Origin of the sequence: Achromobacter sp. LC458 (assembly GCF_001005835.2) — a bacterium.
Lineage (GTDB): Bacteria > Pseudomonadota > Gammaproteobacteria > Burkholderiales > Burkholderiaceae_B > Achromobacter > Achromobacter spanius_B.
On record NZ_LBHW02000006.1, the window covers coordinates 58,723 to 79,203 of the forward strand.

Annotated in this window: 19 protein-coding genes; 6 read left to right on the top strand and 13 right to left on the bottom strand. The window is 65.6% G+C overall.

The features are described 5' to 3' along the window. Positions 1–8: 8 nt before the first annotated feature. The 4 genes from YH64_RS07160 to YH64_RS07175 all read right to left on the bottom strand — a co-directional run bounded on the left by YH64_RS07160 (position 9) and on the right by YH64_RS07175 (position 4,745). Entirely contained in the window at positions 9–1,025 is a 1,017-nt protein-coding gene (locus YH64_RS07160; protein WP_046805590.1) for a 2Fe-2S iron-sulfur cluster-binding protein, read from the bottom strand. Between the two features lie 12 nt (positions 1,026–1,037). Next, a complete protein-coding gene (locus tag YH64_RS07165) occupies positions 1,038–1,517 on the bottom strand; it encodes a heme-binding protein (RefSeq protein ID WP_046805589.1) in 480 nt (159 codons plus the stop codon). 32 nt (positions 1,518–1,549) lie between these two features. Next, positions 1,550–2,983, bottom strand: coding sequence for an aldehyde dehydrogenase family protein (locus YH64_RS07170; RefSeq protein WP_046805638.1), 1,434 nt, complete (start codon positions 2,981–2,983; stop codon positions 1,550–1,552). 229 nt (positions 2,984–3,212) lie between these two features. Then, positions 3,213–4,745 (bottom strand): hypothetical protein, encoded by a 1,533-nt coding sequence (locus YH64_RS07175; protein WP_046805588.1) that lies wholly within the window; start codon positions 4,743–4,745, stop codon positions 3,213–3,215. 224 nt (positions 4,746–4,969) lie between these two features. Here YH64_RS07175 and YH64_RS07180 point away from each other — a divergent pair, with 224 nt between their 5' ends. Continuing rightward, on the top strand, positions 4,970–5,713 hold the full coding sequence (locus YH64_RS07180) for a sulfite exporter TauE/SafE family protein (protein ID WP_046805587.1): 744 nt from the start codon (positions 4,970–4,972) through the stop codon (positions 5,711–5,713). A gap of 79 nt (positions 5,714–5,792) precedes the next feature. Beyond that, on the top strand, positions 5,793–6,518 hold the full coding sequence (locus YH64_RS07185; RefSeq protein WP_046805637.1) for a GntR family transcriptional regulator: 726 nt from the start codon (positions 5,793–5,795) through the stop codon (positions 6,516–6,518). Between the two features lie 96 nt (positions 6,519–6,614). Here the strand turns inward: YH64_RS07185 and YH64_RS07190 are convergent, their stop codons facing one another. The 4 genes from YH64_RS07190 to YH64_RS07205 all read right to left on the bottom strand — a co-directional run bounded on the left by YH64_RS07190 (position 6,615) and on the right by YH64_RS07205 (position 8,406). After that, complete coding sequence (locus YH64_RS07190) at positions 6,615–6,974, bottom strand: 2Fe-2S iron-sulfur cluster-binding protein (RefSeq protein ID WP_104144850.1); 360 nt, start codon at positions 6,972–6,974, stop codon at positions 6,615–6,617. After that, positions 6,971–7,297: a hypothetical protein gene (locus tag YH64_RS07195; RefSeq protein WP_046805585.1), complete on the bottom strand. Its 327-nt coding sequence runs from the start codon at positions 7,295–7,297 to the stop codon at positions 6,971–6,973. Before YH64_RS07195 ends, YH64_RS07190 begins: the two co-directional genes overlap by 4 nt. 4 nt (positions 7,298–7,301) lie before the next feature. Beyond that, positions 7,302–7,601, bottom strand: coding sequence for a 2Fe-2S iron-sulfur cluster-binding protein (locus YH64_RS07200; protein WP_006216988.1), 300 nt, complete (start codon positions 7,599–7,601; stop codon positions 7,302–7,304). Positions 7,602–7,674: 73 nt separating this feature from the next. Continuing rightward, positions 7,675–8,406 (bottom strand): TenA family transcriptional regulator, encoded by a 732-nt coding sequence (locus YH64_RS07205; RefSeq protein ID WP_006226804.1) that lies wholly within the window; start codon positions 8,404–8,406, stop codon positions 7,675–7,677. 237 nt (positions 8,407–8,643) lie between these two features. On the opposite strand from YH64_RS07205, the gene YH64_RS07210 reads away from it, so the two are divergent. After that, entirely contained in the window at positions 8,644–8,859 is a 216-nt protein-coding gene (locus tag YH64_RS07210; protein WP_052946040.1) for a hypothetical protein, read from the top strand. A gap of 116 nt (positions 8,860–8,975) precedes the next feature. On the opposite strand, the gene YH64_RS07215 is transcribed toward YH64_RS07210, so the two are convergent. After that, the gene (locus YH64_RS07215; RefSeq protein WP_046805583.1) at positions 8,976–9,407 is read right to left on the bottom strand and encodes a DUF2809 domain-containing protein; all 432 of its coding nucleotides are present in this window, start codon (positions 9,405–9,407) and stop codon (positions 8,976–8,978) included. Between the two features lie 598 nt (positions 9,408–10,005). Between YH64_RS07215 and YH64_RS07225 the strand changes: the two genes are divergently transcribed. Then, positions 10,006–11,697: an MFS transporter gene (locus tag YH64_RS07225; RefSeq protein ID WP_104144853.1), complete on the top strand. Its 1,692-nt coding sequence runs from the start codon at positions 10,006–10,008 to the stop codon at positions 11,695–11,697. Between the two features lie 16 nt (positions 11,698–11,713). Next, positions 11,714–13,843 carry a site-specific recombinase gene (locus tag YH64_RS07230; RefSeq protein WP_046805581.1) on the top strand — a complete coding sequence of 710 codons (2,130 nt, stop codon included), beginning with the start codon at positions 11,714–11,716 and terminating at the stop codon, positions 13,841–13,843. A gap of 7 nt (positions 13,844–13,850) precedes the next feature. On the opposite strand, the gene YH64_RS07235 is transcribed toward YH64_RS07230, so the two are convergent. From YH64_RS07235 to YH64_RS07250, 4 genes are all read right to left on the bottom strand, one after another. Beyond that, positions 13,851–14,888: a spore coat U domain-containing protein gene (locus tag YH64_RS07235; protein ID WP_223264939.1), complete on the bottom strand. Its 1,038-nt coding sequence runs from the start codon at positions 14,886–14,888 to the stop codon at positions 13,851–13,853. Beyond that, a complete protein-coding gene (locus tag YH64_RS07240) occupies positions 14,888–17,197 on the bottom strand; it encodes a fimbria/pilus outer membrane usher protein (protein ID WP_255444177.1) in 2,310 nt (769 codons plus the stop codon). The genes YH64_RS07235 and YH64_RS07240 overlap by 1 nt, the downstream gene beginning before the upstream one ends. An 87-nt stretch (positions 17,198–17,284) precedes the next feature. Beyond that, entirely contained in the window at positions 17,285–17,998 is a 714-nt protein-coding gene (locus YH64_RS07245; RefSeq protein WP_046805635.1) for a molecular chaperone, read from the bottom strand. Positions 17,999–18,009: 11 nt separating this feature from the next. Then, positions 18,010–18,513 carry a spore coat U domain-containing protein gene (locus YH64_RS07250; protein WP_046805579.1) on the bottom strand — a complete coding sequence of 168 codons (504 nt, stop codon included), beginning with the start codon at positions 18,511–18,513 and terminating at the stop codon, positions 18,010–18,012. A gap of 431 nt (positions 18,514–18,944) precedes the next feature. Between YH64_RS07250 and YH64_RS07255 the strand changes: the two genes are divergently transcribed. Next, positions 18,945–20,363 carry an MFS transporter gene (locus YH64_RS07255; RefSeq protein ID WP_046805634.1) on the top strand — a complete coding sequence of 473 codons (1,419 nt, stop codon included), beginning with the start codon at positions 18,945–18,947 and terminating at the stop codon, positions 20,361–20,363. Positions 20,364–20,481: the final 118 nt, after the last annotated feature.

Sequence of the window (20,481 nt, forward strand, 5' to 3'; positions counted from 1 at the left end):
GCCCCGCATCACGCTGCCGGTTCCAGCGCGTGCTGGAAGGTGAAGCTGTCGGCGTAGATATGGTCCAGGCTGGCGCCGCGCCCGGCGAACAGGTGCTTGGCGTCCCGCACCATCGCGGGTGCGCCGCACAGGTAGATGGCGTGTTCCGAGAGGTCTGCGTGGTCTTGCAGGACAACGTCCTGCACATGGCCGCGCCGGCCTTGCCAGCTTGCGTCCGCGCGCGACAGGACCGGCACGAAATTGAATTCATACAGGCGCCCTGCCCAGCCCGCAATCTCGTCTTGCAGGTACAGGTCCGCCTCGGTACGCATGCCCCAATACAAGGTGACGGGCGGGCAGTCTTCCTTGTCCAGCAACGATTCCAGGATGGCCTTGATCGGTGCGATGCCGGTGCCCGTGGCCACCATGATCAGCGGGCGCCAGTCCTCCTCGTGATAGCTGAAAACCCCCAACGGAGCGTCGATCGTCAACGCCGCCCCCGCTTGCGCCTGGCCCAGCCACTGGTCGGTATAGCGGCCGCCCGGAATGCGGCGCACATGGAAATCCACGTACCCGTCCGCCGACACCACCGCCGACGCCATCGAAAAGCTGCGCGTTTCACCGTCGGGCAGCAGCACGTTCATGTACTGCCCGGGCACATAGTCCAGCGGGCCGTCGGGCAGCGCCAGCGTCAGGTGCAGGATGTCGTCCGTGTAAGGATGGATGCCGTGCACGGTGGTCGACAGCCGGCGCGGCTCGGGAAATACCTGGCGGCTGCTGGCCACGCTGATGCAAAGATCGCTCTGTGCGCGCGCCTGGCATGCCAGCGCGTAGCCTTCGGCCGCTTCTTCCGGCGTTAACGCCATCGGAAATTCTTCATAGCCCACCGCGCCCGATTCCAGCTTGATGCGGCAGGTGCCGCAACCGCCGAACGTGCATTCGTGCGGCAGCTTTACCGCCGCGCGTTCGGCGGCTTCCAACAGGGATTCCTCGGCGCCGGCGACGAAGGCTTCGCCGGTTTGAAGAATATGCACGCGGTATGCCATTGCAAGCCTCGCTTATTTCTTGATGTCGGCCTGCACCAGCACTTTCATGCCGCGCGGCTCCAGCAGTTCAGCCAACGCCGTCAATGCCGCCAGGCCCGCCTGTGTGTCCTGTTCGCCATTGCCGCCGCTCAGACCGACGCCGCCGATCACCTCGTCGTTGACCACAATCGGGAAGCCGCCCACGAACACGGCGAACTTGCCGTCAAAGCTCCATTGGATGCCGAACGCTTCGTTGCCGGGCAGCGCGGGGCCATTGGGCGGCGTGTTGAACAAATGCGTCGAACGCTTGTGCCCGGCGGCGGTAAACGCTTTGTTCCAGGCGATCTGCGGGCCGGTGATGCGGGCGCCGTCCATGCGTTCCAGCGCAATGGGATAGCCGCCGTCATCGACGATGCAGACGGATTCCAGCACGCCGATCGCTTCGGATTTGGCGATGGCCGCGCGCACCATCAGGCGCGCTTCTTCCAGTTCCAGGCGGTAGATCTGTTTCATGTTCGTAGCCTTTTTCAGTGTTCGCCGCGCGCTCAGCCGGCGCGGTAGATGGTTTTGATCTGCGTGTAGAACTCAAGGCCCACCCGGCCCGACTCGCGGAACGTAGACGTGCTGGAATGCTTCAAGCCGCCGAACGGGGCATTGATCAGGTTGCCGGTGGTGGTGCGGTTGATCTTGACCGTGCCCGCCTGGATGTCGCGCGCGAAGCGGTGCGCGTAACGCGCGTCGGTGGTGGCGATGGCGGCGGACAGGCCGTACTCGGTGTCGTTGGCCTTGGCGATGGCGTCCTCGTACCCGTCGACTTCAATCAGTGCGATGACCGGCCCGAAGATCTCCTCGCGGGCGATGCGCATCTGCTGCGTCACATCGGTAAACAGCGCGGGCGTGACGTAATAGCCGTGGTCAAAATCGGGGCCGGCAAGCACGTCGCCGCCGCACAGGTGCGTAGCCTCTTGCTTGCCGATCGCCACGTAGCTCAACACGTTGTCCAGCTGTTTGCGGGTGGCCAAGGGGCCCAGGTCGAAGTTGCCCTTCAGGCCATTGCCGATGGTCAGCGCCTGGATGCGCGCCGCCAGCTTATCGGTGAACGCCTGCCGCACCTTGGCATCGACCAACACGCGGCTGGTGCCGGTGCAGGCCTGGCCGCTTAACGAAAAACCGCCCTTGACGGCCAGGTCCACGGCGCGTTCCAGGTCGGCGTCGGCCAGCACGATCAAGGGGTTCTTGCCGCCCAATTCCATCTGCGTGCGCGTGGTCAGCCCGGCGCTGCGGTGGATCTGTTCGCCCGCGGCCGTCGAACCGGTGAATGAGATCGCGCGCACGGCCGGCGCGCCGGTGATGGCCGCGCCCACGGCCCCTGCCGGCCCGATCACCAGATTCAGCACGCCCGCGGGCAAGCCCGCCTGCACGAACGCTTCGGTCAGGCGGTAGCCCGACAGCGGCGCGTCGGATGACGGCTTGAACACCACGGTATTGCCGGCGATCAGCGCGGGTGCGATCTTGCGGGCAGGAATGGAAATCGGAAAGTTCCACGGCGAAATCACCGCGGCCACGCCCAGCGGCTCGCGCTGGCTGTAGACGACCATGTCCGGGTCGTCGTTGACGAAGGTTTCGCCGGTAAAGCTCTGGCCCTCGACCGCGTAGAAACGGATCGTCTGCGCCGAACGCAGCACTTCGTCCTTGGCCAGGTTCAGGCCCTTGCCCTCTTCACGGGTCAATTCGCGGGCAAAGGCGTCAGCGTGGTCTTCCAGGTACTGGGCGGCGCGAAACAGAATGGCGGCGCGTTTCGAGATCGGCGTGTCGCGCCATGCGGCGAAGGCGTCATCGGCGGCTTGCACCGCGCGCCGCGCATCATCGGCGTCCGACACGGGAAAGTTGCCCACGATGTCGCGCGTGTCGGCCGGGTTGATGTTCGGCGCCGTACGCCCGGTGGCGCTGGGCACCCAGGCGCCGCCGATATGGTTCATGAATGTCTGCTGCGAAAGATCGTCCACGGAAGCGCTTCCTTTACCGGTACGGGGGTGGCCCGAGTGGCCCAGAGGGACCGAGCGGCTCGGCGGTTAAGCCGGGCATTTCGGGTAGCTGTGAACATTGTATACTTTAATCATCAGCCGGCGATCCGTGATAACCCCGACGAGCGGGCATGAAAAAGGGGCCCGGCAGGCCCCTTTTGTCGGCATCAGCTGCTGTGCACGGCTAGCGCCAGATCAATACCGCGCAGATCGTCGAGACGAACAGCGCCAGCAATACCGGCAGCAACAACGCCCGCACCAGCGACAGCACGTTGACCCGGGCGAACCCGGCCACCGCAATCAATGACGACCACGCGATCAAGGTGCCGCCGCCCGTCCAGACAGCGCCCATCTGCCCGACCGCCGCCAGCGTGGCGGGGTCCACGCCCACCACCGGCCCCAACGCGCCGGACAAGGTGCCCGTCAATGGGAGGCCGGCAAAGCCGGAACCGTCGATGCCGGTGATCATGCCCACCAGCAACACGCCGAACGCCACCAGGAAGTGGTTTTCGGGGATCAGATGCTGGCCCGCCGAAATCACTTCGAACAGCAGGCCGGGGGCCTGGGCCTGCGGGACACCCAGGATCTGCGCGGCGGTTTCATTGGCGCCGATGAAGAAAAAGCCGGCAATCGGCAGCACCGATCCCATGGCCTTGAAGGCGAAGACAAAGCCGTCCGTCACATGTTCCGGGCACACGTCCAGCATCTTGCGCGGCCCTTCGGCGGCCAGCGTCACCAGCATCATCACGACGAAAGCGACGCCACCCACCAGCGCCGCCGCATCGCCGCCGCGCAGGGCGGGCAGCGTCGGAAACAGGCGGGGCAGGACCATCACCGCGATCACGGCCAGGAAGGCCAGCGGCGTCACCACGGCAAAGGTCTTGGACCAGCGCACGCGGCGGCGTTCCTCGTCGTTGACGACGGGGCCTTGCGGCAACGCCGGGTCGGCGCCCATGGTGCCGCGCGCCAGTTCGGCCTTGTCGAACGAGCCGGACTGCTCGATCCGCGCCAGGCTGCCGTCTTGCGCGCGCGCCTGCCAGGCATCCAGCAACGCGGCGTTGGCAGGCACGATGTGCTTGCGGATCAGCAGGTAGGCCGTTACCAGCGCCACGGCGCCGGTGATCAGTGACAACACCAGCGCACGGTCGGCCACCACCGCCGCGCTGACAGCCGCGCCCGCCGCCTTGGCGCTGATGCTGGGCGCCACGCCGATCACGTAGTCCGACGACAGCGCCATGCCCTGCCCGGCGATGGCAATGGCCATGGCGCCGGCCAGCGGCGGCAGGCCGGCCGCGATGGCGGCGGGCAGCAGGATGGCGGACACCAGCGGCACGGCGGGCGTCGGCCAGAAGAACAGCGAGATCACATACGTACAGAGGGCGATGATGATGAACGACGAATGCCCGCCCCGCATGATGCGCCGAAACGGCTGCACCATGCGCACGTCCGCCTGCAGCGTCTTCAGGGAATTGAGCAGGGCGGTCATGAACGTGATGACCAGAAAGATGTTGAACAACTCCTTGGCGGCCACGAAGCTGGCCGAGAAGATACCGATCAGCGCGCTGATCGGATTGCCGGTGATGGCCAGCACCACCAGAAAGGTGCCAATCACCGATGGCACCACCACATTGGCCCGCAAAATCATCGTCAGGATGATGGCGGCCACGCTGATCAAATACATCCAGTGAGCAGCTGTGAGCACAACGTCCGCTTGCATGCGTGATTCCCCTTGTGACGTGGCTGTTAGATCGCCACAGTCGGTATACTATATTTCGTTGTGTGCCATACCAATCGAAATATGCGGCGCCTAGGGAAACCGATAATTCTGAAAAATGGATGAATAACGGCGTAAAAACAAGGGAATACCCGTGGTTTTGCCGCCCGGCCCAAGCGTGACAAAATTCCCTCTCTGACTATCGTATACATAAAAGGCTGTAGCCCATGCCAGCGACCTTGCCTTACCCCGATCTTTGGCAGTACGCCGCGATGGCCGTGGTGGTATTCGGTGCGGCGGTGGCCCAGGGCGTGGGCGGCATCGGCTTCGCCATGTTTGCCGCACCGGTGGCGGCGATGTTCTTCCCGCAGTTGGCCCCCGGCCCCCTGCTGACGCTGGGCGGCTTCATTTCGCTGCTGACGGCGCTGCGCGAACGGGCTTGCATCGATTGGTCGTCGGTGTCGTATGCGCTGGTGGGCCGTGCGGTAGGCACGTTGATCGCCATCTACGCCATGGCGCGCTTTGCGCCGCAGACGCTGGGCGTGTTGTTCGCCGGCATGATCCTGATCGCGGTGGGCCTGAGCGCGGCGGGGCTGCGCTTTACCGCCACGCCGGGGCGCGTGTCCGGCGCCGGCGTGGCCTCGGGCATCATGGGCACGATGACTTCGGTGGGGGCCCCACCGATCGCCATCGTGCTGCAACACACGGCGCCGCCTCGGCTGCGCGCCACGCTGGGCGTGGTGCTGTTCCTGGGGTCGATCTTTTCGCTTGCCATGCTGGCGCTGGCCAAGCGGTACACCGGCTATCACGTCGGTCTGGCGCTAAGCCTGGCGCCGTTTCTGCTGGCCGGTTTTGCGGTCTCCAACCGGTTGCGCACGCTGCTGCCGCCCCACGCCGTGCGCATCGTTCTGCTTGCCACATGCGCGCTGGGCGCGGTGGGCGTGCTGGTCAAGGCGTTTTGGGGCAACTGATGCGCGCTTTTTGCCACGGCACCTTGCTACACCCGGTAATACAATGGAGACTGTATCCATTAATCCACACATGCTCGCCATGACCACTTCGCCTGTCAGCCCGCAAGCCGCTGAAACGCAGTCTTCCGCTCCGCTGAAGATTGGCGAGCAGCATCCTCAGTTGTTCGCCGTCATCCGCGACAAGCTGCGCGAACGCATTCTTAGCGGGGAATTCACCCCCGGAGACCGCCTGGTTGAAGGCCGCCTATCTGAAGAAATGGGCGTCTCGCGCATCCCCGTGCGCGAAGCCTTGCGCGCCTTGGCCGCCGAAGGGCTGGTCACCATCGAGCCGCGTCGCGGCGCCTCGGTATCCGTGCTGTCGGACGCCGTGGCCTATGACATGGTGGAAGTGCGCGCCACGCTGGAGGGGCTCAATGCCAAGCTGGCGGCACAGCGGCGCGATGCCAAGACGGTGGAACGCTTGCAGGCCTTTCTGCGCGAAGGCACGGAAGCCGCGCGCAGTGAACAGCTGGACAAGTTCCTGGCGCTGAATTCGCAGTTTCACGAAATGCTGGCCACCATAGGCGGCAATGTGGTGCTGACGGATTTGATGCGGTCGCTGCGCGATCGCACGGCGCTGCTGTTCGCGCCCAGCAACATGCACCGCGCCAAGGCCAACTGGGATGAGCATTCGCAGATTCTGAATGCCGTGATTGCCGGCAACGGTGACCTGGCCGCCTTGCTGGCCAGCCAGCACGTGCACAACGCGGCCAAGGCATACACGGACACGCAGCAACAACAACAGCACCACGACGCGGCAGATTGACGCGGCGCCGCGGTTTTTTACGGGCTGGGATACGCCTCTGAAACCTGGACAATGTGCGCTCGCAGCCGACGCTGCGACGCGCGTCACCCCTTAGCGTCAGGCGGATGGGACCGGCGCGTCGACCGGGTCCGCGCCCACGCCCACCACCACCCCCTTGCCGTTCTGCACCACCCACGAGACTTTGACGTCGCCGTTCACAAATGTCTGGCACGCCATGCGGTAGCCGGCTTCAAAGTCCTCAGGGCGCAGATGCTTGCGCTCTTTCGGCTTGACCGCGTCGGTGTTCTCCAGCCCCTCTTCGATGCGGCACTTGCAGGTGCCGCACAAGCCGCCCCCGCACTTGAACGGAATGCCGCCCTTTTCCTTGAGCGACACGCGCAGCAGATTGCTGTTCTCGGGCGCGGTGGCAACCTTGCCGCCATTGGAAAGAAATGTGATCTGAACCATGGGTGTCAATGCTCTGCAACCGCGGCGGCGGGCCGCAGCGTCAAGGTGGATTCCATGCTGCCGAATCGCGTCAGGTGCGCAAGTTCCTTGCGGGCTGCCTCGACCGACGAGAATTTTTCAAGGAACTTGGACGGCACACGGTTGACGACGTAAGGCGGCGTGTCTTCAGTGACGATCAGGCGCGTCTCGCCGTGCAGCCGGGCAATGCGAAACACGGCAAGCGTGCGCCCGTAGAAGACGTAGTCGTAGGTTTCGATGATGTCGACGTCGACGCCCACGTCTGTGTGGAACACGCCGGGCTTGGTCGTCAGGATCACGTAGGAGGCGTCCATCGCGTTATGCCTCCGCGTCCTGAACCAGTTCAACATCATGGTTCAGCCACAGCTGGCACGCCAGCCGGTAGCCCTGGTCGATGCGGTCGCCCAGTTGCTTCTTTTCCTTCCAGTTCACCGGGGGAAGATGTTCGGCGCCGGCCAGCACTCGGCACGCGCACTTGGCGCACTTGCCCATGCCGCATTCGTAGCGCAGATGCGGATACGGAAACTGCTTGATGCCGGCCCGCACCACCAGGTTGGTGTTGTCCTTGACCACATCGGTATAGGTCTGGCCGCCTTTATGAAATACAACGGTAGGCATGAGTCTGTCGTCCTGGAGCGGCGGGTGGGGCGCGCCGCCGATGCGGCGCGCCCCGATAAATGCCGGGTGTGAATCAGGCGGCCAGGCCGAGTTCGGGCAGCTTGATCTCGTGCTGCACGTAGTCGGTGTACAGCGCCGTGGTGTACAGCAAACGCATCTGGGCGCCGATTTCGCAGATTTTCAGGCAGCGCTGCTGAAGCTCGACCGTGTTGGCGTGTTCCAGCACGATCTGATAGCCGCGTTCGCCGTGGATCTCGTCCGACACGATGTGCAGGTCGAAGAACTCCACTTCTTCATCGGTGAAGCCGTACTTTTCGCGCAGCGTCGGCGTCTGCTTGCGATAGATGGACGGCACCTGGGATTCCAGGCCCACGACCAGCCCGGCGACGGCCACGATGGGGTCTTCACGCATGGCCACGGCATAACACCAGCTTTGCAGCGCCCGCGTGGTGGGCGACATGTTGTCCGGGTTGGTGACGCGTTCGCGCGTGGTGCCGCAGGCTTCGGCAAAACGAATCAGCAGATCGGTATGGCGGTCGCCGCCGATTTCCTCTTCGTACATATTGGCCAGCAGGAAGTCTTTGGCTTCGGTGTAGGTATCGGGCGTACGGGCGTAGAGGTATCCCAGGTAATCCGCGAACGGACCGACATAGTGATAGTGGTTCTCGGCCCAGCGCGACAGGTGCTCACGGCTGAGCTTGCCTTCGGCCCAGGCGATGGAAAAGGGCGACGCGTTGGCGCTCTTGCCCTTGATCGCGTTTTCCAACGCGGTACGGAATTCATCTCGGTTCATCAGTTCTGCCATGACGCGCTCCAGTCCAGTGGGAGGGATTCCAGGCTGGTTTAGCCCGGGCATGGAGAACATTGTATACCGTCTACTGTTTTGGACTGCTAGGGCAATCCCGGAGAAAACCAGGATAAAAAGGGGCAGACCCTTTGATATCAACGAGTTGACGGCGCACAACAGGCGCGGCGAGCGAACTGGACGCTGCGGGGCGCCGCTAGTACAATGAATACACTTTCAATGCAATACGGAAATACCATGAATACCCGCCATCCTCTTGGAGACGCTCCCATCGGCCAGCAGCTGCTGGCGCATTACGCCCGCCGCGATGCGGTGCGCCACGCCACGCCGCTGCTGCCCAAGTCCTGGGCCGAACTGTTCGCGCCTTTCCGCAACGCACGCCTGCAACCGCTGCGCCCGGCAGCACCCGCAGCCCGTCGTAACGACGACGAGCCGATGTATCAAGCCGGGTAATGGTCTTGGCAGCCCGGCCGGCAAGGCCGGGCTTGTGATGTGCCGGGGCGGACGCTGCTGAAGCGGTCGGTCATCCCGCCGGGGCGCCACGCCCGGGCCGGTGCCCCGGCGTCCGTCTAGCGGCGCGCGCGCAAGCTTGCACGCAGGCGCGCGTCCTGTAGCGACGCGGCGTGTTGGCGGCGCTGGTTAGCGCCCGCCAGCAGCAACACCACGACGAAGCCCACGGTATAGGCCAGCACGTCCCACCAGTCGGGCACACTGCCCAGCACGACCCGCAAGACCGGCTGCTGCAACTGCCAGCCGTACAGCCGCGCCAGGTACTGACCGAATTCCACCGCATACCCCGTCACTAGCGCCGCAATCGCCAGCGGCAAGACCTGCGCGCGGATGAACGTGCGGTACACCAGGTAGGCCCAGCCCACCGCGATCACATCGCCCAGGAACCCGCGCAGGAACGGGTACGGCGCGCCATACAAGGCGATCAGCGCCAGCAGCGCGGTAACGGCAAGCAGGGCGGCGAACGCGCGCCCGTTGAAAGTCAGGGTCATGGGAGAAGAAGCAGTTAGAAGCTAGTAACAAGCACGGGCACGCAGCAAGCAGTACGCAGCAAGCAGTACGCAGCAAGCAGTACGCAGTACAAAGCACGCAGTACAAAGCACGCAGTACAAAGCGCATAGCAGACAGCAGACAGCAGACAGCGCACAGTACACACGCACAGCAGATAGCCGGTAGCAGGCAGAAGCCGGCCCCGGCGGCAAGCAGGCAGCCCGAAATCCGAGAAAAGAGGGCCGGCAACCGGACCCCGGGCAGCGTACTCGATATCCCCGGGAAAACCCGGAAACAGCAGCCTTTCATGCGTCACTAAAAGTTATCCCGGCGCCATGGTCACACCACCGCGCTCTCGACGGCGCGGTCAAGCCGTGCCGCAATGCGCCCTGCGACGCCGCCATTCGCCGGCCGCCTCGCAAAGTTATCCCGCGTTGTCCACCGCTTATCCCCCGGCTGTCCACCGCAAATCCACCGGCTTACCCACAGTGTTATCCACCGCCCAGGCCTCTTGCACAGCGGCCCCGATTCAGGCGTACCATTGATCACCCGTGCAACGCCCGGCCTTCCGGGCAGACCAAGACGCGCCCCCGAGCCCCTATGCTCCAACCCGTCTCGCCCTCCGCCGATCTGCCGCCGAACGCGCCCGCCGCGCCTGCCGCGCCCCTGACCGTCAGCACGCTTTCCCCATTCGCCTTTCCCGCGTTCCGCATTATCTGGATCGCGAACCTGTTCGCCAATCTGGGCACCTGGGCGCAATCCGTCGCCGCCGCCTGGATCATCACCACCGAGCAAAGCAGCCCGTTGATGGTTGCCATGATCCAGGTGGCCGCGGCGCTTCCGCTGGTGGCGCTGTCCATCCTGACCGGCGTGCTGGCCGACAACTACGACCGCCGCAAGGTCATGCTGACCGGCATGCTCATGGAGCTGGCGGGCGGCGTCTTCATCACCATCCTGGCGTTTGCCGGGCTGCTGCACCCCATCACGCTGATCGCCTCGGTGTTCTGCATTGCCATCGGTAGCGCCATCGTGACCCCGGCGTGGCAGGCGGCGGTGGGCGAACAGGTCCCTCGCGAACACGTCGGCAGCGCCGTGCTGCTCAATAGCGTGAACTACAACGTGGCGCGCGCGGTCGGCCCGGCCATCGGTGGCCTGTTGCTGGGCGCCATGGGCGCCCCCTGGGTCTTTTTGCTGAACTGCGTCTGCTACGGCGCGCTGGTCTGGGCGATCTGGCGTTGGCGGCGCGAACTGCCCGAACGTCGCCTGCCCCCCGAAGGTTTGCTGGAAGGCGTCGTTGCGGCGCTGCGCTACACGCAGCATTCCACGGTGACGCGCGTGGTGATGTTGCGCTCGTTTGCATTTGGCTTGTCCGCCAGCGCGTTGTGGGCCTTGCTGCCGCTGCTGGCGCATGAACATGAGGACGGCAGCGCGCTGCTTTACGGCTACATGCTGGGCGCGCTGGGCGTGGGCGCCATCCTGGGCAGCGCCGTGGTGCGGCGCGTGCAGGCCGCCTGGGGCGCGGGCGGCTTGGTCACCGTGGCCGCCGCGCTGCTGGCCGTGTGCCTGGCGGCGTTGGGCCTGACCCAAACGCTGTGGGTAGCGTTTCCGGCGCTGCTGGTCTCGGGCAGTTGCTGGATCGGCGTGCTGGCCACCTACAACACCACGGTGCAGATGTTGGTGCCCGACTGGGTCAAGGCGCGATCCCTGGCGCTTTACCAGACTGCGATCTTTGGCGGGCTGGCGGCGGGTTCGTTCATGTGGGGCCACTTCGCGGGCACCATGGGCGTGTCCGGCGCGTTGACCACGGCGGGCATCATGCTGGGCATCACCGTGGCGCTGCTGTACCGCTCGCGCTTGCCCGAACAGCTGGACACGCAGTCGCTCGCCCGCGTGGACAACGCCGAGCCCGCCATGGCCGCCGCCGGCTTCAACACGCAGCATGGCGCCGTGCTGGTTGCGGTGGAATACCAGATCAATCACGAAAAACTGCGCGCGCTGATTGCCGCCGCGCACCCCTTGCGCTTGCTGCGCCTGCGCAACGGCGCGCAGCAGTGGCAGCTGTTTCGCGACCTGGAGCGCGAAGGCGTGTGGCGCGAAGTGTTCCTGGTGGAAAGCTGGATGCAGTACCTGCGCATGATCGACCGCATGACGCTGGCTGACAAGATGGTGCTGGACGAAGTGCGGGCCCTGCATGGCGGCGACAAGCCGCCGGTGGTGTCGCGCAATGTCAGCTACCAGGCCATGAATGAAGCGCAAGGGTTCTCCTTGCGCCGACACCCCGAAGCCCCCTGAATCGCGAGGCCCGCCCATGCTGACATCCCTTTGGCGCAACTGGCGGGCCGCGCGGCATGGCGGCCCGCAGCTGGACGTCATCCTGGCCAGCGCCGACCCCGGCGCGCCGCTGGCCGACCGCAATATGTGGATGGTGGACCTGTGCCGCTGGCTGGATCGCCCCAGCCCACCGGCCGCCGCCGTGGGAGATGCCCCGCGCGCCGCCACGCTCCCCGCCACGCACCACCCGCAGCACGCCCGCCTGCGCTACGTATTGCAGGTGCTGGAACGCGACCCCGAACGCGCCGCGCGCGTGGCCGCTACGCTGCGCTCGCTGGTGGCCGATAACGACCCGACGTCATTGCTGTGCGACACGGGCGTGGCCTCGCACCCCGGGTTCTGGGGCGAATTCTGGGACCGCGCGCAAGCACGAATGTTGCCGCCCCCGCCCAATCGCCCCGACATGTTCGGCCTGTTCGCGCTGATCTTCCGGCGCACCGGCGACGCGGCCTGGATCGAATCCCTGGATGACGACACACTGGCGCGCATGCGGGCGTTGTATCGCGCGGGCGAGGACGCGGCAATGCACGCGGCCGATCTGCCGCAACACCGCGACGCCACCGGCGCCGAACCGCTATCGCCCAGGCTGGAGCAGGCGCTGACCAGCAGCATCCAGGTGCTGGTCAGCCAAGTGCGCGCGACCGGCCTGAGCCAGGACATCCGCACACGCCTGCCCGGTCGGGTTGAAGAATCGCCCTTCTTCGCCCTGGCCGCCGCATCCGCCGAGCTCTGCGCGACCACGCCCGCCACGCCGCGCGACGTATTCGGCCGCCGCCTGAACGTGTTCCGCGCGCTGCTGGACAGTTGCCGCGCCGCCACGCAAGGCGTCTACGACGAGCTGGAAAAGAACGGCGTATCCGTCGAAGTCGTGTTCCAGATTGAACGCATGAAGCTGCGCCTGGCCCGCATCGAACTGCTGCTTGGCGTCTGGGTGGACCCCACCCAGCGCCACAAGTTCGTGCACCTGACCGCCGAGCTGATCCGGTCCACCCAGGCGCGCAGCAGCATCCGCCACCTGGCCGCCTCGTCCTTCGCGCAGTTGGCGCGGCGCGTCATGGAGCGCACCGCCGAGACCGGCGAACACTACATCGCGCGCGACACGGTGGAATATCTGACGATGCTCAAGGCGTCGCTGGGCGGCGGCTTCGTCATGGTGTTCACCGTCTATCTGAAATTCTTTATCGTGTCGCTGCATCTGGACAAGTTCATCGAGGGCCTGCTGGCCTCGTTGAACTATGCGGGCGGCTTTCTCATCATTCACTTCGCCCACTTCACGCTGGCCACCAAGCAGCCCGCGATGACGGGCCCCGCGCTGGCCCACCGCCTGGACGACGCCTACACACCCGAAGGCCGCGACGCCTTCCTGGACGACACGCTGGCCATGATCCGGTCCAACGCGGCCGCCATCCTGGGCAACCTGGTGGTGGTGTTTCCGCTGGCCTGGGCGGTGCAGTGGGTTGCGCTCAACGCGCTGGACCGCCCGCTGATCAACGCCGAGAAAGCGCAGGAAACACTGGCGTCGTTTTCGGCCTGGGGGCCGACCCCGCTGTACGCCGCCGCTACCGGCGTGCTGCTGTGGCTGTCCAGCCTGATCGCGGGTTGGGCCGACAACTGGTTCGCGCTGCATCGCGTGCACGACGTCATGGCCTATAACCGGCGCGCGCGGCACCTGCTGGGCGAACGCGGCGCGGCGCGCTGGGCGGGCTTCTGGCAACGCAACATCTCGGGCATCGCCGGCAACGTGTCGCTGGGCCTGATGCTGGGCCTGGGGCCGGCCATCGTGGGCTTCTTCGGGCCGCACGTTGAAGTGCGCCATGTGACACTCAGCGCCGGACAGCTTGGCACGGTGATCGGCACGCTGGGCTGGCAGGTGGTGCACACACAGATTTTCTGGCTGGCCGTGGCAGGCACGGCGCTGACCGGCATTCTGAACGTCGGCGTCAGCTTCGCCCTGGCATTCAACGTCGCGCTGCGTTCACGCGACCTGCGCCGCCGCGACCGCGATTCGCTATCTGCCGGCGTGCGCCAACGCATCTGGCAACGGCCCGCCACCTTGTTCTGGCCCGTCAAGCCACGGCCTGCCCCCACGCCCACGGCCACCCCCTAGGCGGGCGTCAGAACGTGATGGTGGCGGTGACAACGTCCTTGTAGTTACCCGGCCGGGGAGTAGGCTGGGGCGGCACCCGGCCGTACACCGTGAACGTTTGGTTGGCGCCCGTGCCGGTGCCCACGCGCGGGGCGCCGCCCGAAGCGTCGCCCCAAATCGTGGCGTAGCTGCTGTCCTGATAAAGCTGATAGCTGACCGTGTCGGCCGCCGTCGCGTGCTTCATCTTACGCGCCAGCACGTTGCCCGCTACCGAACCGCCGTTCAGCGCGATCGAAAATGCGTTGTTGTTGGTGCACTTGACGGTGATGGCGCTGGTGGCCGTGGCCGCTGTGCTCAATACCCCCTTGGGCGGAAACGCCAGATCCGTCGCGTTGATCGTGCAATTTTTCTGTACCTGCGCCGTCACGGTCAACGGAATGGAGATGCGCTGCGTGACCGTGGACAGCGGGCAATTGCCCAATGCGCCCAGGCCGAACAACACGTCGACCGTAGCCGTGTTGGGGTAGGTTTCGGAATACGTCGTGTTGGCGTTATTGACCGTCGAGACCAGCGGCTGGTTGCCCGGCACCTTGCCGTAGAACTTGAACGTGGTCGACACCGGCCCGCCCAGAACCAACAGCGGCCCGGTCAGCAATACCGATGTCGGGCCGGAACTGGTCGAAGCGCCCCACACCTGCGTGCGCGCGGTGTTGGTGTACAGGTTGTAGTTCATCCGGTTCGTGCCGGCCCCCAAGGTACGCGGGTTGTTCGACGTACTGGTATTGCCCAGGCCCAGGTTGAAGCACACGCGCGCAAACAGGCCCAGGGCGGTAAAGGTGCAGGTCACCGTGACCTGCCCACTATCGTTGACGGTATCGGCCGGCAGCAGCGGGTTGACCGCGCCGAAATCCATCGTCGATGTCGTGCCCGCGCCCAACGTGCAGGAACTGGCCTGCGCCAAGCTGCCATAGGCCATGGCCAACGCCGCGCTGGCGGACAACAACAGCCAGCGCAGCGGCAACCGCGCCGCCCCCTGCGTCGGCCCCATGCCGCGCCGCCGCGCCATCACGGCCGCGCTCCTTGCAGCGGCCGGCACGGATACGGCCCCAGCGTGGGCAGCGGGTGGTCTTCGTCGCGGACGTAATCGAAGTCCACCAGGCAAGATACGCCTGCGCCACGCACCCGCAGCTGGTTACTGGCCTGAAGGTCTTCCACGAACGCAATCCCGTCGTATCCCACCACGGAATGCTTGCCGCTTTCCACCTGCACGACTTGCGCGCCCACCGGCACCGGCGCGCCGTCCGGCAATTGCAGGATGACCGAGGCCGCCGCGTACTTTTCCACCTGGAACTTGGCCAGCACCCCGGCGCCCGCCTGCGGCACCACCACGGCCTTCGTGGTGTCCAGCTTCACGTCCACGGGCAGGTCTTCCGGGTCGATGGCCAGGCGATTGGTCTGATAGGAATTCAAGTCCGGCACCAACAGATATCCGCTGCGGTTCGTCCTGCCCAACTTTCTGTTTTCGTGCAGCACCGCCACATCGGGCTCGCCGTCGGTGGAGACCAGCGCAAAGCTGTCGTTGATGCGGCGCGACGGCAGCACCGCGCCGTCCATGATGGCCAGCGACCCGGATGCCTGCGCTGCGGCCGTCGTCGTGCCGCCATAGTCCTGCACGATGCCCGTCAGCTGGCCGTAGCGGCCCAGAAACTCGGCCTGCCCCTGGTTGTATTGCATGCTGCCCGACCGCCCGTTCTGCAACGCCCACCCCCAGCCGCCTTCGTACGCCACGCTGCTCTGCGCGCCCACGCTGTAGGTGTCCTGCCCGGCCTGCCGACCTGCCGATGCGGTGGCTTGCGTACGATCGCCCAGCATCAGCGACAGGCCAAGGTAGACACCGCGCGAACCGTCCTCGGCAAAATCGTTGTAGGCGCTGGCCGTCAGCACCACCCGGCTGTGCAGATTGACCGTGTACGACACCGACCCGAGCTTTGCCGCCGGCACCTGCGGCATGCGATAGCCGATGTAGCTCAACGCCACGCTTTGCGCACTGGTCAGGGGCAGGGACACGGTGACGCGTTCGGTCTGGCGCGGCACCGGCGCGTCTTCGCGCGAACCCAGGTCGCCGTAATCGCCCAGCGCGCGCGTGGCCTGCATATCGATGCTGAAGCTTGGCCGCACGTACTGGTACCCCAGGCCGATCTGGCCTCCGGAATAGCTGCCCGCGCTGCCCGCCACGGACCCGCTCAGCACGCCCGCCTGCCCCAGCTTCACCAAGGCGCCCGCGCCCAGGTTGGCCAGGCCGGCGCCCGCTTCCGCGTGCCCTTCCACGGTCAGGTCGTCGCTGACCCCGTAGCGCCCTGACGAGGTCAGCATGGGTTTGTCGTCATAGTCGAACGAGCGCACGCTGAACTGGCGGCGCACAAAGCCCGCTTCCACCGACCAGCTGGACAGGCCGGACGCCAGCATGCGCGTATCGATATACAGCGGCACCGAGGTTGTCACCGTGCGGCCCAGCGCGTCGCGAGTGATCAGCGTGGCCTGGCCCGCGCCCGTGATGCCCGGAATCTGGTTCACCACAAAGGGCCCGGGCGGCACGTTGCCGGAGAACTGCTGGACGCCATTGACGTACAGCGCAACGGACGAGGGCACCACCGACGATGCGCTCAACGACGACACGGGAAACGTCACCAGGTCGGGCCGCAGCGCGAAGTTTCGGCCCCATTGCACGCCGGCCATTCGCACCGAACGCGACCAGTTCAACGACGACGTGATGGTGTCGCCCAGCCGCAGCGTGCGCATCGTCTGCTGGTCTGATCGCGTCCAGAAGGTGTCATAGCGCACGTAGCGATCCGCCGCGCCGCCCAGATACGCCGTGCCCGTATTGCTGAACAGGCCGGTCGGATCGAAGTAGCGCTGCTCGGTAAACAGCGCCAGCCGATAAAGCGAATCGGTTTGCGCATACGCGTCGTAGTTCAGCAGCAGCCCGCGCCCGGAGGTGGCCGGCGGCGTTTGCGTGGCCCCGGCCGCGCCCACTTCATAGGGCACGCGCAACGAGTCGGGCAATTGGATGTCCACCGATTGCTCTGCCGTCCGGTACGCGTAGCGCACGCCGGCAATGCTATCCAGCGCGATATCGCGGCCGTCCGGCAGGCCCAGCGTGGACAGGTCCACACCCACCGACCGCAAGGCGCCCGCGCTGGCCGACAGCCGGCCTTGCACGTCGCGAAACCGAATCAATTGGGACGTATTGACGCCGTTGATACTGACCTCCAGATACACATCACGCTCGGCGATATTGCCGAAAGACACCAGTTGGTCGGGCGGGTCCGCCGCCATTGCCGGCGCGCACAGCAGGCAAAGTGCAAGCCGCCACATGCGTCGTCCCCGCCCAAGACAAGCGCGTACTGCCATGGACTGGCCTTCCTCGTCATTGCCCCTCGCGCAGCCGCGCGCGATGCGCGGTCATTCGATGCGCGGGGCGACGGTGACGTCGTCACCATTGATCAGGGCTTTGATCCGCACCGGGCCAGGCGCGGCCTGCTTTGCGGGAATCCGCCATTCACGGGCGCGCTGCGCCAATGCGTAGCCCAGCAACCCGTCGACTTTCGCCACCGTCTTGCCCGCCCCGTTAACGATCTGCAACGCCGCGACTTGCGCGTAGCGCGAGCCGGTGTTCGATAACCGCAGCACCCAGGCGTCGCCCTCTTTGGCAACGCGCCAGGCCAGCTCGGGTTGCGGCGACGCCGCCGCCCCCCCCACGAACACCGGCACGGAATATCGCAGGCGCAACACCACGCCGTTCATGCCGGGGGTGGAAGGGTCGGGGATCTCGTCGATGATGACGCGGTAACTGCGCTGCACCGGCTCCAGTTCGCGCGAGGCGCGCACCAGCCGCACCAGTTGCTCGCCGCCGGGCGGCACCTGGATGATCGGCGGGCTGGCCTGGATATCTTCCGTGGGCGTCAAGACATCGTCGCCATTGGCCTGGTCCCACCGATAGGTGCGCACCTGGCCGTAGATCGGTGTGGCGCCCGGGTTGCGCAGCATGACGGCGCTGGCCCCCTGCTGGGGCGCAAGCTCCACCAGCACCGGCGATATTTGCAAGGCCGCCGCCAGCGCGGCCGGCGTCCACGCCGCCAGGCACAGCACCGACACGGCCGCCGGCAGCGTACGCATCAGGGCGCGCACTAGAAGTAGACCGTGGCAGTGACCGTGGAAGAGTAGGTGTCTGGCGCCGGGGTGGTTTGCACCGGCACCGTGCCGTTGACAACCAGTGCCTGTGCGCTGCCGTTGCCCACGCCGCCCACCCGGTCCGCTACCTGGGCGTCGCCCCAGACAACGGTGGGGCTATTCGGCTGATACAGCTGATACGCAACCGTGGCGGTATTGGAGCCCGTGCCTTGCATAAACCGAGTCGTGCCGGTGGAACCGGTGCCGGTGCCGGAACTTAAGCCCACGGTATATGGCGTGGTATTGCTGCACGTGACGTTCAGCGTGGTATTGCCGGTTATCGCGGTATTCAACACACCGTGGGTGCCAAACGCCAGATTATTCGCGGCAATCACGCAGTTGGCGGTAATGGTCAGCGTGACATTGAAATTCGCGGTGGGACCGGCTTGCGCATTTACCACCCCCGGTAAACCCACGCCGCACGCGGACAACGCTGCTACATACAAGGACAAGCGCTTCATAGGAAACCTCCCACCCAAATAGTTGCACCATCAAGAAAATCGAAATTAATCGTACGTGCAATATCGCATACCCAAGCAGAATAGTTTCAAATTCGCCTGCGCATTTTGCCCATTGCGACAAAATGGAATGCAACGCAGCGGTGGCGTTGCAGGACTTTCCCTATGAAAATCGACCGATTTTGCGGACATACATTTCGTTGTAAATGCGCGCTGAATTTCGTTTCTGCATGTGACTCTGCGGATATTCAGCACATGTAGCAAGTATTAATCCCGAGACGCCTCGGCGATTATTTGGCATGGTCGATCGCCGGCATCAGTTTGATTACCGATGCGCGGGGCGGCTGGCTGACCAAGCGTTGAATCCCGATGCCGCATTAGAATCAGTCCTCCTGATGCCGGACACGTCCGCCCGCACGCCCTCCCTGACGCCCATGCTCCCGTTCTCACGCAATACCGTTTACCCGGCCGGCGCCGGCCTGCCCGCCTCGGAACGCCTGGGCGCCTTGTTGGCCGTCATGTTGGCGGTGTGCATGGCCAGCCTGGATACGGCCATCGCCAACACGGCGCTGCCCACCATTGCGCGCGACCTGCAAGCCAGCGATGCCGGGTCGATCTGGGTGATCAGCGGTTATCAGTTAGCCATGGTGGCCGGCTTGCTGCCCGCCGCCGCGCTGGGTGAAATCCTGGGCCATCGTCGGGTGTACATGGTGGGCTTGGTGGTGTTCACCTTGTCGTCGCTGGCCTGCGGACTGGCGCCGTCGCTGCCCACGCTGGTGGTCGCGCGCATCTTGCAGGGGCTGGGCGCGGCAGGCGTGATGAGCGTGAACGGCGCCTTGCTGCGCTTCATCTATCCGTCTTCGATGCTGGGCCGTGGACTGGGCCTGAACGCCATGGTGGTCGGCCTGTCGTTCGCCGCCGGGCCGACCGCCGCGTCAGCCATCCTGCTGCTGGGCTCCTGGCACTGGCTGTTCCTGATCAACGTGCCGATCGGCATCCTGGCCGCCGTGCTGGGCTTGCGCGGCCTGCCGGAAACCGCGCGCGCGCCGCACGGCTTTGACGGCATCGCCGCGACCCTTTGCGCGCTGACGCTGGGGCTGTTCGTGCTGGGCTCCAATGAACTGGCGCACGCTGCGCCATGGCCGCGCGTCACGCTGGAATGGGGCGGCGCCGTTGCCACCCTGTGGTTGCTGATGCGTCGGCAAGCCGGGCACCCGGCGCCCATTCTTGCCGTGGACCTGTTGCGCCGCCCGCTGTTCGCCCTGTCGGCGGCCACCGCCGTGTGCGCGTTCGCCGCGCAGGCACTGGCCTTCGTGTCCCTGCCCTTCATGTTCCAGACCGTGCTGGGCTATAGCCAGGTCCACACCGGCTTCCTGATCACGCCGTGGCCCGTCGTGGTCGCCATCATGGCGCCCATCGCGGGCCGTTTGTCCGACCGGTATCCGGCGGGCATCCTGGGCGGCGTCGGCCTGGCCATGTTGGCGCTGGGGATGGTGTTGATGGCGCTGCTGCCCGCCGCGCCGACGGTCTGGGACATCTGCTGGCGCATGGCCATCTGCGGCGCGGGCTTCGGGTTCTTCCAATCGCCCAATCTGCGCGCCATCATGACGTCCGCCCCGGCTTCGCGAGCGGGCGGCGCCAGCGGCATGATCGGTACGGTGCGGCTGTTGGGCCAGGCGACCGGGGCGGCGCTGGTGGCGGCCTGTTTTCACGTGTCCACGACCCATGGCGCAGTGGCGGCGTTGTGGCTGGGGGGGCTATGCGCGGCGCTAGCCTGCATCGCCAGCTTTTCGCGTCTGCGCTTCGACGCGTCCGAACCCATGCAGGCGCCCACGCCAAACCCCTCGAAATAACGCCAAATCGCAAGATTGTTGCGGTATTTATCGACATATTCGTCGAATGGCCAGACATATTCGTAAGTTGTGCAACAGTCGCTAAATATCGCGGCAGCGGGGTCGTTGTTGTCTATGC